General features: G+C 66.6%; 10 protein-coding genes. 7 read left to right on the forward strand and 3 right to left on the reverse strand.

Features of this window, described 5'->3' with window-relative positions; all coding sequences use genetic code 11:
• The 3 genes from AAGI46_11100 to AAGI46_11110 form a co-directional block, all read right to left on the reverse strand.
• The coding region (locus AAGI46_11100; protein MEM1012751.1) for a 3-hydroxyacyl-CoA dehydrogenase NAD-binding domain-containing protein at window positions 1-116 on the reverse strand (116 nt) is incomplete at its 3' end.
• 22 nt (window positions 117-138) lie between these two features.
• Window positions 139-1,263 carry an NAD-dependent epimerase/dehydratase family protein gene (locus tag AAGI46_11105; GenBank protein ID MEM1012752.1) on the reverse strand — a complete coding sequence of 375 codons (1,125 nt, stop codon included), beginning with the start codon at window positions 1,261-1,263 and terminating at the stop codon, window positions 139-141.
• A gap of 38 nt (window positions 1,264-1,301) precedes the next feature.
• Window positions 1,302-2,561 carry a class I SAM-dependent methyltransferase gene (locus tag AAGI46_11110; GenBank protein ID MEM1012753.1) on the reverse strand — a complete coding sequence of 420 codons (1,260 nt, stop codon included), beginning with the start codon at window positions 2,559-2,561 and terminating at the stop codon, window positions 1,302-1,304.
• 376 nt (window positions 2,562-2,937) lie between these two features.
• Between AAGI46_11110 and AAGI46_11115 the strand changes: the two genes are divergently transcribed.
• The 7 genes from AAGI46_11115 to AAGI46_11145 all read left to right on the forward strand — a co-directional run.
• Entirely contained in the window at window positions 2,938-4,098 is a 1,161-nt protein-coding gene (locus tag AAGI46_11115; protein MEM1012754.1) for a sugar transferase, read from the forward strand.
• A gap of 72 nt (window positions 4,099-4,170) precedes the next feature.
• Window positions 4,171-4,893 (forward strand): polysaccharide biosynthesis/export family protein, encoded by a 723-nt coding sequence (locus AAGI46_11120; GenBank protein ID MEM1012755.1) that lies wholly within the window; start codon window positions 4,171-4,173, stop codon window positions 4,891-4,893.
• A gap of 4 nt (window positions 4,894-4,897) precedes the next feature.
• On the forward strand, window positions 4,898-7,666 hold the full coding sequence (locus AAGI46_11125) for a hypothetical protein (GenBank protein MEM1012756.1): 2,769 nt from the start codon (window positions 4,898-4,900) through the stop codon (window positions 7,664-7,666).
• A 31-nt stretch (window positions 7,667-7,697) separates the two neighbouring features.
• Window positions 7,698-8,984, forward strand: a complete 1,287-nt coding sequence (locus AAGI46_11130) for a polysaccharide biosynthesis C-terminal domain-containing protein (protein MEM1012757.1) — start codon at window positions 7,698-7,700, stop codon at window positions 8,982-8,984.
• Window positions 8,981-10,300, forward strand: coding sequence for an O-antigen ligase family protein (locus AAGI46_11135; GenBank protein ID MEM1012758.1), 1,320 nt, complete (start codon window positions 8,981-8,983; stop codon window positions 10,298-10,300). The genes AAGI46_11130 and AAGI46_11135 overlap by 4 nt, the downstream gene beginning before the upstream one ends.
• A complete protein-coding gene (locus AAGI46_11140; GenBank protein ID MEM1012759.1) occupies window positions 10,297-11,568 on the forward strand; it encodes a glycosyltransferase family 4 protein in 1,272 nt (423 codons plus the stop codon). The genes AAGI46_11135 and AAGI46_11140 overlap by 4 nt, the downstream gene beginning before the upstream one ends.
• Window positions 11,561-12,370: glycosyltransferase family 4 protein (locus tag AAGI46_11145; GenBank protein ID MEM1012760.1), on the forward strand; the 810-nt coding region annotated here is incomplete at its 3' end. The genes AAGI46_11140 and AAGI46_11145, both read left to right, overlap by 8 nt.

A 12,370-nucleotide genomic window follows, 5' to 3' on the forward strand; every position in this document is an offset into this window, starting at 1 on the left:
ACCGCCTCGACCTTGCGTTCGTCGACATCGACGCACACGACGTCGTGCCCGTGCTCCGCGTAGCAGGCGGCGCTGACGAGTCCGACGTAGCCGGTGCCGATGATCGTGACGTTCATGCCAGGTTGCGGGTGTCGTGAGTCAAACGGTCTCTTCGTCCGTCGCCGGGTGCTCGGCGTACCAGGCGAGAAGCTTGCGAAGGCCTTCGTCGAGGCCGACCTGCGGATCGAAGCTGAGCTCCTCGCGGGCCTTGGTCATCACCGGGCAGCGACGGTTCGGGTTGTCCTTGAGGTAGTCGGCGTCCGGTGGTGGTGCGGTGACGACCTTGCCGGCGTAGTCGAAGAGGTCGCGACCGGCATCAGCCATGGCTCGGGCGAAGTCGCCGATGGCGACCTCCGGCTCTTCGATGCCGACGTTGTACGCCTCGCCGTCACGGCCGCTGGCGAGCACCTTGAAGTAACCGACGACGGCGTCCGAGACGTAGCAGAACGTCCGCGTGGCCGTGCCGTCACTGAGCATTTCAATGTCTCGACCGGCGAGCACGTCGCGGGCGAAGTCGCTGACGACGCGGCGATCGTCGAGCTTCAGGCCCGGGCCGTAGTTGTTGAACGGGCGAGCGACCTTGATCGGCAATCCGTGGTGCTTGGCCCAGACGACGCACATGGTTTCGCCGAACCGCTTGGCCTCGTCGTAGCAGGCGCGCGGTCCGGTGCAGGAGACGTTGCCGCGGTAATCCTCGGGTGTCGGGATGATCTCGGGGTCGCCGTAGATCTCGCTGGAGCTGTAGAAGAGGATGCCGCGCGGCTTGGTGGTCTGGCTTGCGGCGCGATCAAGCAGCCGACGCAGCCCGCCGATGTTGGCGTCGATCGTTTCGATCGGCTTGGCGCGGTAGAAGGTCGGCGACGCAATCGATGCGGCGTGGATGACCCAGTCGAGGTCGCCCAGCTCGGCCGGGATGTCGTCGCGAACGTCCCACTTGACGAGCTTGACGCCGTCGGCACTTTCCATCTCGCCGAGCCAGTCGGGCGTGCCGCGGAGGAAGTTGTCGGTGACGGTCAGGTCGATGCGATCGGCCTCGGCAGCCTGCTGGTTCCACGCACCGACGGCGTGCGTCAGGTAGTAGCCGAGGAAGCCGGCTCCGCCCGTGATGAGCAGCTTGCCGCCGGCCATCTTGGCGAACTCGCCGCGAAGGCGATCGAGCATGTAAGCGCGGTCGTCGCGCACGACGTCGGCAGCAGTCAGCATTTGGGGCTCGGCAAGGGACATGGGGAGCGGGAATGGTGCGTCGGAAGTCGTGCGTCGGTTCAGAAGACCTCGACCGTCGGAATCGGGACGACGAACTGGCCGCCCCATTCGCGGATGCCGGCCATCTGGTCGGCGATCTCGTGCCGCAGGTTCCACGGCAGGATGAGCACGTAATCGGGCTTGGCCTGGGCGATCGCGTCGGGGCTCTTGATCGGGATGCGGCTGCCGGGCAAAAAGTTGCCCTGCTTCTTCGGGTTGCGGTCGACGGTGAAGTCGATCATGTCCGTCCCGATGCCGCAGTAGTTGAGGAGCGTGTTGCCCTTGCCGGGCGCGCCATAGGCACACACGCGCTTGCCCTGTCGCTTGGCGTCGATGAGGAACGAGAGCAGCTTGCGCTTCGTCTCACGCACGGTCTCCGCAAAAGCTTCATAGGTCGCGGCGTCCTCGCGGCCGGCAAGGCGATCGAGCTCGAGCTGCTCAGCGACGTTCGGCGTGGTCTCGAACCGGGCGTCGGCTCGGCAGCAGTAGCAGCGAGCACTCCCGCCGTGGGTTTCGGTGAGCTTGACGTCGAACACACGCAGGCCGTGCCGCTCGAAAGCGAGCTTGGCCGTCGAGAACCAAAAGTAGCTCCAGTGCTCGTGGTAGATCGTGTCGAACTGGTTCTCTTCGAGCTGCCGGCGAACGTGCGGGAACTCGACGGTCAGCACGCCCTGCGGCTTGAGCAGTGCGGCGAGACCAGCGATGAAGTCGTTCAGGTCAGGCACGTGGGCCAAGACGTTGTTGGCGGCAACCACGTCAGCTTGGCCGTTGCGATCGGCAAAGTCTTCGCCAGTTGCCTTGCCGAGGAAAAACGACTCGGTCGCGACGCCGTTCTCATTGGCGACGTCGGCGACGTTTTCGGCAGGCTCGATGCCGCGGACGGGAATGCCGCGGGACTGGAACGGCTTGAGCAGCGTGCCGTCGTTGCTGGCGACTTCGACCGCCAGCGACTCGCCGGTCAGGCCGAGCCGATAGATCATCTCGACCGCGTAGTCGTCAGCGTGCCTTTTCCACGTCTCGCTGAAGCCCGAGAAGAAGGCGTAATCGCTGAAGATCTCCGCCGGATCGGGTCCGTCGGGCAGCTGGATCAAGCGGCATGCGTCGCAGGCAAACGCGTGGAGCGGGTAGGTTTTCTCCGCGTGATAGAACCGCTTGGGTTCGACGTGTCGCTGGCAGAACGGGTGGACGCCGAGGTCCGCGAAGCTGCGCGTCACGGTCGCGCTGCACAGGCGGCACGTGAGTCGAGGCAGGCCTGGCTGGACTGGCATTGCGGTGGACATGACGGGCACGTGCGACGGTCGCACCGCCGACATCGACGCGAGGGGGCCGCGGCTTGAGATGCAGAACCGATCCGCGCGGCAGAAATCGCGTAATCGATACAGCCGCGCGATTAATTTGTTCCAACGCGTTGCGGACGCAGATCTCGGTCTGTGACCAAGCCGGCGGTCCAATTAGCCTCCCGGCGGGGCAGGACTGATAAGCCTGCGTGGGCCCGGCATGACGACCGGAGGACCGTCGTTGTGTCATAAAGCCAGTGCGGGTGACTCGGAGGACCACTCGCCCCGTGAGGCAGTCCGCGACCGGAGGGGTCGCGGCCGCCTCACGGCCCTTGCACCGTGCGGTGCGGGTACGAGAGATCCACTGGAGTCAGAGAGAATGCTGCTCAAAGACGGACCGACAGGCACTTTGCCTCGAAAGGCTCCCGGCCGCGGGCTGCTGAGTCGACTGCGTCGCCCCAGCATCGAGGTCGATATTCCGAGCCGGCACGAGGTGCGACGACGCATCCATCGCGACCGCCTTTTGGCCGATCGTGCGGGACGTCGATTCGTCATCGTTCTGTTCGCCACGCCGGGTCACGCGGGTGCCGTCACGCTGGCTCAGGCGATCAAAAGCCGCAAGCGTGAGACGGATGAGTTCGGCCCGGCACCGCGTGAGGTCTGTGGCAAGATCAGCACCGCCGCCCGGCACTGCTATGTCGCGATCCTGCCGGAAACGACGCGTGAGGGCGGCATGGCTTTCGCCAAGGCCGTGCTGGCCCGTCTTCCCGAACACCAAAGGCCCCAGTGGTCGGTGACCGCTTATCCGGACGCATCGGCAGACCTGTACCCGTCCGAAGAGTTGCGGGATGCCCCGGCGGGCGACACGGTCGACGTGACCGATGGGTCCGAAAGCGGAACAAACGCGACCGCCTCGTTCCACACGGGTCTGCCCGTCTGGAAACGCAGCCTGGATGTCGCTGTCGCCGGCACCGCTCTGTTTGTCCTGTCGCCGCTGCTGCTGCTCGTCGGCCTGCTCGTGAAGCTCGACAGCAAAGGCCCGGCCCTCTTCTGGCAGAAGCGGACGGGGCTGGGCGGACGCGTCTTCTGGATCGCCAAGGTCCGAACGATGGTCGTCGATGCCGAACGCGTCATGAAGGAGATGAATCTCCGCGATGGCAGCGAGCAGGACGGTCCGGCCTTCAAGCTTCGCCACGACCCACGCGTCACACGCCTTGGCCGACTGCTGCGACAGACGAGCATCGACGAGCTTCCGCAGCTGTGGAACATCCTGCGAGGCGACATGACCCTCGTCGGTCCCCGGCCTTTGCCCGTCAGCGAGAGCGACGCCTGCCTGCCGTGGCAGCGACGACGCCTCGACGTCACGCCCGGCCTGACGTGCATCTGGCAGGTCCACGGCCGAAGCCGCGTCCTCTTCGACGACTGGATGCGCATGGACATCAAGTACGTGAGCGAAAGCCGCGGCCTCATCGGTCTGCTGCGAGACGCTTCCCTGCTGGTCAAGACCGTGCCTGCGGTCTTCCTCAAGCGAGGCTTTTAACCTCGTCAGAGTGGGTTCGGCTGCTTAAGTCGGACACCGATTCGCACGACGCACAGCGGGAAGGTCCCGCGCATGTCTGTCCGCACACACCCGATCCTCGCTCTCATCGCCGTCACCCTGGCCGTTTCGGGGTGTACGAAGATCGACGCGCTCCCACGCGACGACGCACCGGCCATCGTCACCACTCGGCCCGTCATCCTCGCCCCGGGCGACGTCGTGGAGTTCAAGTTCTACTCCGCGCCTGAGCTGGACGACGTCCAGCAGGTTCGCCCAGACGGAGCCGTCTCACTCCAGCTCGTCGGCGAGGTCGGCGTCGCCGGCGAGCGGCCTGACGCCCTCCGGCAGCAGCTCGAAACGCTCTACGCCGAACACCTCCGCGACCCGACCATCACCGTCATCCTCCGCGAATCGCTCGGCCGGCGCGTGCTCGTCGGCGGCGAGGTCCGGAATCCTGGCCCCATCGCGATGCCGGCCGACATGGACGTCATGGAGGCGATCATCCTGGCCGGTGGCTACGTCCCGGAGACCAGCGCCGTCGGCCACGTCATCGTCATGCGTGACGTCGGCGATCAGCGGGTCGGCTACCGCGTCGACCTCCGCGACGCCATCCGCGGCCGGGCGACCACGCCCTTCTTCCTCGCAGCAGGCGACACCATCCACGTGCCGCGCTCGGCCATCGCCAACGTGAACACCTTCGTCGAGCAGTACGTCGGCGGCGTGATTCCAGACGGCCTGCGGGCCACGCGACAGGTCGGCAACACGACGTACGGCATCGACTCCAGCCTCGGCAACTAGACCCATGGTCGCCCCACGATCACGCTCGCCCCACGCTTCCAACGGCTCGAAGCCGACTCCCGACGCGACGCCCGTTCGCCGTCGCACGCCGCGGGCCCGGGCAGCGTTTTCGCCGCGCGATGTGCTCTACGTCCTCTTCCGCCACCGCGGAAAGGCAGTCGTTACGTTTCTCGGAATCTTCCTCCTCACGACGGCCGCAGCGCTGCTCTTGCCGAGCGAGTTCCAGAGCGAGGCGAAGCTCAAAGTACAGCTCGGCCGAGAGAGTGTCGCGATCGACCCGACTGCGACCATCGGTGCCGCGTCGCTCCCGATGCAGGACCGCAGCAACGAGCTCAACAGCGAACTCGAACTGCTCAACAGCCGCACTGTCGCCGAGGCCGTCGTTCGCGAACTCTCAGCAGAACGACTCGGCCAGCCCGAAGACGCGGACGAGTCCGTCGCAGTCGCCAAGGCAGCCGACAAGCTCCGGTCGGACGTCGCAACGGCCGTCGTGCCGGGCACGAGCAACCTGACCATCGCCTACGCCAGTGGCGATCCTGCGCTTGCCCGTGACGTCGTCGCCAGCTATGTCGATCAGTTCCGCAAGGTCCGCCAGGAGGTCTATCGCAACGCCAGCGGCACCGACTTCTTCGCGCAGCAACGCGAGAGTGGCGAACGCGAACTCGCCGAGATCAAGGCACAGCTTCAGGCGTTCAAGGACGAAAGCGGCGTCGCGGACGTCGAAGTGCAACGACAGATTCTGCTGACGCGCATCGGCGATCTGGAATCGTCCATCGACACAACTCGCGCCGAGCAGGCAGCGTCGATCGCACTGGCCGAGCGACTCGAGGCCCGCGTCGCGGAGATGCCCGAGCAGGTCATCAGTGCGAGCAAGACCGGCGCTCCGAACAGCTCGATCGAGTCGCTACGCACACGACTTGCCGAGCTTCGTCTCGAAGAGCGCGACCTCGCCGCTCGCTACGTCGAAACGAGCATCGTCGTCCAGAACGCACGCAAGCAGGTTCAGGAGGCCGAGCGTCTCCTCGCTGAGGCGGAAAACGCTGCGGAGACAACTGTGAGCGTCAACCCCGTTCGCGAGCAGCTCGCCCTTCGCATCGAGACCGAGCGTGCCGACGCTGACGCGAAGTCCGCCAAGCTCAACCGCCTCGTCGGCGACCTCGCCGAAGCCCGCGGCGGACTGGCCCGGATCAACGAAGCTCAGATCACGATCGACGAGCTCGAGCGTCGCGCCGCGATCACGGAAGAGAGCGTCCGCGAATACGCCAGCCGCTTCAACATCGCCCGCTTCGACCAGGAGGTCGACAAGGCCGACATCAGCAACATTGCCGTCGTCACGGCCGCCAACCTGCCCGTCAAGCCGTCGGGGCCGAACCGGCCGATCCTGCTGATCGCGGGCTTCATCATGGCGACGCTCGCCGCGGGTGGTGTCGCCTTCGCCGCCGATGCGATCGACCATGACGTCGCCCGGCCGGACGACCTGCTCGCACTCGGCGAGCCTGCCGCTCCGCTCGCCGACGCGTGCGTCAGCATCCCGAAGCTCAAGTCGGGACAGGCCGTCGCTAAAGGAACCGTCGACTACTTCGACGACGTCGTCCAATCGGTCGGCCTGCTCTTCGGTACCGCCGGACGTCGCGGGACCGACGTCGCCGCTGGAACGCGCCGCGGGGCACGCGGCTTCTTCGCCGCGTCTCGCTACATCCTCTTCGCCGCACTACGCGGAACCACCACGGGCATCGGTCGCAGCGCGATCTGGGTCGGCAACAAGGTCATCACGGTGGTCACGCTGCCCTTTGGCAAGACGCGAACCAAGGCCGCCCCGACGCTGACGCCCGCGTTGAGTCCGGCCGGGCAGTTCGAAGGCGGACTGAGCATGGAAGAGGACGACGAGGAGTTCACCGACCGCCCCGCCGGGTTGCTCCTGGACGAAGACGAGCTTCAGGACGAGGACGAGATCACTACGTCTGAGCCGCTCGCCGCGCCGCAGCGTCGCGTGGGTCGATCGGTGCGTCTCATCGCCTGGGCGATCGCCCGGGATGCCGCGGCGTGGCGTCGTCGTGACGAGCGGCCCAACCTGCAGCTCGCCCGTCGCGGCCACCGCTCCGCCGCATCGACAGCGGTCTGGCGCAGTGCACGCGGCCTTGCCGAACAGATCATCCTCGAGCGCGAAGCTGCCGGACACAGCGGCCGCATGCCACAAACCGCCGCCGTCATCGCCGCGCGTGCTGGTGCCGGCACGTCGACGGTCGCCCTGCACCTCGCCGGCGTCTTTGCCGAGCGCGTGCTCGAAGAGACCGAGCGTCGCGAAGGCGACATCGCCGACAAGGAGCCGGCGCTCGTCCTGCGTCCGCTGCTCGACGCAACCGAGACCTTCGAGGCGGACGATGACGGCAACCCGGTGCTTTCCGACGTGAGAGAGACTGCCGTGCCAGGCCTGTCGGAAGCGACCATCAACGTCACGCGGACGGCCGAGCTTCGCAAGGCGATCGACGTCGCTCGTCGCAGCTATCGCCACGTCGTGCTCGATCTTCCGCCCGTCTTCGACGACGTCGACCTCACCGGCCGTGACATCGGCCAAGGGCTTGGCGACGAGAGTGGCCCACGACTGGCCGCACTGGCGGAAGTGACGGTGCTCGTCATGGAAGCGGACGCGCTCCGTCGCGAGGCGGCGGGTCGCGCGGTCGAGCGACTGCAGCGTGCCGGGGCGGACGTGGCAGTCGCGGTCTTGAACAAGCGGAACTACCCGGTGCCGGGCTGGCTGTACCGCCGGGCGTGATCGATCCCGAGCCTTCGCCAGTGACCCGCCGATGACGCTTGTCGTGCCCTACGAGTCCGACGCCAAGGAGGAACCGACGCGACGCCAAACCATGCGTCGCGGCCTGCGTTTGGGTCTGACACTCGGCGATCAGGCGGTCGTCAGCGGAACCAACTTCCTGTCGAACGTCATGCTCGCCAAGGCCCTGGCCAAGCCGGAGCTGGGCGTCTACGGCATGGCATTCGCCGGCTTGCTCTTTGCGACCGAGGCGGTCCACGCACTCGTCTCGACGCCGCACCAGGTGTTGCTGGCACGACGCGAAAAGGCCGAGCGATCCATCTTCAACGGCAGCGCGCTGACGCACGCACTGGGCGTCGGCCTGCTCGTCTCCGGCATCGTCGCGATCGTCGCACTCGCCGGCGGCGGGACGACATTCGCGACGCTGGCAGCGATGGCGTGGGCGGTGCTGCTGCGGTACTTCGTCCGAGTCTTCTGCTTCACCACCGGCACGCCCGGCTGGGCCTTGCCGCTGGACGTGATCACGTCAGTCATCCAGCTGGGCGGCATCTGGATTCTGTGGCAAACCGGCAACCTCTCTGCGACGACCGCACTGCTCACGCTCGGCACGGCCAACGTGGTCTCGGCGAGCGTCGTCCTTCTTGCCAGACGACGCGAGTTCCGGATCCAGTGGCACCGCGTGCTGACCGACCTGTCCGCCACGTGGTCGCTTTCGCGTTGGATCTTCGCCAGCGGCATCGTCTGGACCGTCGGCACCCACGGCTATCCGCTGCTCATCGGCGTCGTGCGCGACAAGTCGAGTGCCGGCATCTGGTTCGCCTGCTACGGCCTGGCGGCGATCGCGAATCCGCTACTCATGGGCATCACCAACAGCCTCGGGCCTGCCGTTGCCAATCGCGCGGCCAGTGGGTCAGCGAGTGATCTCAAACGCTTTGTCGGCATCGCGTCGCTCGCCTTTGCGGGCGTGATGTCCGTCTACGCGACGGCAGCGTTTTTCCTTGGTGAATGGATGCTGCAATTGCTCTACGACGACAAGTACGCCGGCTTCGGCAACGTCGTCGGCATCATGGCGCTGGTCAGCATCGTCCACGCACTCGGCTTTGCCAGCAGTCGCGGCCTGTTCGCACTGGATGCGGCGCGACCCGACTTTGTCGCCAACATCCTCGCGCTGGGCGTCATGCTCGGTGCCGGCACGTGGCTCACCTGGAGCTTCGGCATTCGCGGCGCGGCGGTGGCGATGGTGCTGAGCGTCGCGACTGGCAACGTCTATCGCATCGTCTGCTTCTTCCGACGCGTGCGCGAAAAGGCAGGTGAGGCATGACGACGATGCCACTGACGCCGACGCTGGCCGACCCCGCGCCGTCGCGGGCGAGGTGGCTGCTGGCATTGATGATCTTCGGCTGCTTCTTCCTAGCGACGCAGAACCTTGGCAGCCCGCTGGAGTGGCGCGACGACGGCAGCGCCGACATCGCCAGCCGCGTTGATCGCGTGGCCGGCGGACAGGCGACGCGGCAGATCGGCTTCCTCGCCCTTGCCGGCTTTGGCACGCTGGGCCTGCTCTTGCCGAGCAAGCAAGGCAGGCGTGAGCTCGTCTGGCCGGTGCTCTATCCGCTGGTGGCGATCGTCGCCTGGGCGTACCTGTCGATGCTCTGGAGCGACAACCGCGGCCTGACGGCCCGAAGACTCGTCGTCTTCACCGCGATGTGGACGAGCATCGCCGCGCTCGTCAAACACTTCCGGCCGCGCGACCTCGCGTTCGTCGTCGCGTTCTACGGCATCGTGACCCTCAGCCTGGGCCTCTACGCCGAGTGGATGCACCGCGGGCAGGCCGGCAGCCAGGTTTGGCGATTCAGCGGGACTGGCAGTCCGAATCACGCGGGTTTGAACGCGTTTCTGCTCAGCCTCGCCATGCTGCACGGCCTTGGCCGGCGTGGGTTTTTCGGGGCCGGCACGTCGTGGCGATGGCTCGTTCTGCTAGGCGCGATGGGCATTCTGTGGATGACACGGAGCCGGACGGCACTCGCGATCACGGTCACATCGCTCGGTGTGGCGGCCGCGCTGATGACGCGACCGGGCCGGGCCGTTGCGGTTGCGACCATCAGCGGGATCGCCATCGCTGGCGTCATCTTCCTCTTCCACACCGGTGTGCTCGGACCGGTCTGGGAGGCGGCGCTCATGGGTCGCGACAGCGCGAACATCCGCACGATGACGGGTCGCACCGACATCTGGGCCTTCACGCTTCAAGAGGCAACAGGCGACGTCGCCCGACTCGTCGTCGGCCACGGACACGACACGTTCTGGTCGCCCGAACGAACGCAGGCCGTCAGCCAGAAGACGGCGTTTCCGATCAGCGAGGCACACAACGCGTACCTCGAAAGCTGGATGAATCTTGGAATGATCGGGCTTTTTGCCTGGCCGATGGCGGTCGGCGGATCGGCGCTGGTGTGGCTGAGCCGCGGACGAACCGACACCGGCGTCTGGTCGGCGGATGCGGCGATGGCGATCGCGCTCTCGCTCGCCGCGCTCGTCCACGGATTTGCCGAGTCGGCCTTCACGCACGCGCAGTTCGCGACGTTCGCGCTCTTCGGCTTCTGTGCCTTCGCCGCGATCAGGCCTGCGGAACAGGAGGCGACATGACCACGCTCGCCGAGCCGCAAACCACCTGGGACGCCCCCGAGGCCGACCCGCCGACCAACCGGCACGGCGAGCTGCTGCGCGTGCTGAACGTCAACAACCACCACGCCGGCCGGGGCGGATACGAGGTCTACTTCTTCGGCCAAAACCGAATTCTCAAGGAAAACGGGCACTTTCTCAAGACGCTCGAAGCCGACAACGCCGACGTCGTTACCCTCGGCCAGAAGCTCAGCGCGTTCGCCACGTCCATCGCCTCCAAGCGGGCGGCCACGCGGATCAAGGACCTGATCGAGGAGCACCGCATCGATCTGGTCCACCTGCACAACGTGCTGCCGCTGCTCTCACCCGACGCCATCACCGGCTGCCGCCAGGCGTACGACGGCCGGGGCGTGCCGATCGTGATGAAGCTGGCGGACTACAAGCTCACCTGCCCCGCCGGCCAACACCTTCGCGACGGAAAAATCTGCACCAAGTGCCTTGGAGGCCGTGAGTACTGGGCCGGTATCCACGGGTGTCGGGAGAACCACCTCTGGAGCACCGCCTACGCCCTGAGAAATGTCGCAGCACGTCGAAGGCGAATCTTCCATGACGGCGTGACACTTTTTCTGCCGAACACGCGGTTCGTGCTCGAGCATTTCGTCGCCGCCGGGTTCGACCGCGGGCAGATGCACCTGCTGCCGAACTTCACCGACCTCCAGCCGCCAACCCAAGAGTCGCTCAACTTCGGCCAAGGCGACTACGCGTGCTATGTCGGCCGAATCAGCCCGGAGAAGGGGCTGCCGACCCTCCTCGCCGCCGCGGCGAAGACGGGCATCCCGACCAGGATCGCCGGCAATCACACCAACATGCCCGGCCTCGCCGAGTCGGCCCCAGCGAACGTCGAGTTCGTCGGCAAGCTCGACCGCGAGCAGCTCGTCGACTTCTACCGCCGAGCCAAGTTCATGATCGTGCCCAGCGAGTGGTACGAGTGCTTCGGCATCTCCGCCGCAGAGGCGCAGACCTACGGCCTGCCCGTCATCGCCACCGACCTCGGCGGCCTGCCCGAAGTCGTCCGGAACGACGAGTCCGGCCTCATCTATCGAGCCGGCGACGTCGACGACCTGGCTGCTGCGATGACCAACCTGTGGGAAGACGACGCACTCGCCGCTCGTCTCGGGCAAGGGGCATGGCAACGTGCCGCACGCGAGTTTCGACCCGACGTCTTCTACCGTCGGCTGTGCGGTGCATACACAAAGGCGATCCAGCTCCACGAAAGGAGCCGACGTGCCTGAATCCTTGAAGATCGCAGCAATCGGCGGACGCGGCATGCCGTCGAGCTACAGCGGCATCGAGCGCATCTGGGAAGAGCTGCTGCCACGACTCGCCGCCCTCGGCCACGACGTCACCGCCTATTGCCGGCCAGGCGTCGCGACGACCGACACGCACAAGGGCGTTCGTCTCGTCACCACGTCTGCACCGGGCGGCGCGAGCGCCGAGACACTGAGCCACACACGCTCCGCGGTGAAGCATGCGTTGACCCGCGACTTCGATGTCATCGCGCTGCACGCCTTGCCGCCGCAGATGTTCGCGCCGCTCGCCGCGCGTGGCTCGGCCGCGGTGGTCAGTCACGTCCACGGCCTCGACTGGCAGCGGGCCAAGTGGCAGCAGACGCCGCTCGGCCTCGGGGCCAAAGTGATCAAGCTAGCCGAACGGCGAATGGCCAAGAGCAGCCACGCCGTCGCCGTCTGCGCACCCTATCTCGCCGACTACTACCGCCAGACCTACGGCCTTGCGACGACCGTGCTGCCCAACGGCATCGTGCCGGACGACAGGCCCTTCGACCCGTGCTGCGACGTGCTGCGGGAGCTCGCGATCGAGCCCGGCCAGTTCGTCGTCAGCATCGGCCGACTCGTGCAGGAGAAGCGGACGCAAGACCTCGTTTCTGCTCAGAAACGCCTCGGTTTCAAGCTCGTCATCGTCGGCGAAGGCCCGGACAACGATTGGATGAAGCAGCTCAAAGCCAGCGCCGGCGACGGCGTCGTCTTCGCCGGCCATCGCACGGGGCACGCCCTCGAAACCCTCTTCCGCACCGCC

It is taken from the genome of Planctomycetota bacterium (genome assembly GCA_038746835.1).
In the GTDB taxonomy this organism is placed as follows: domain Bacteria; phylum Planctomycetota; class Phycisphaerae; order Tepidisphaerales; family Tepidisphaeraceae; genus JBCDKH01.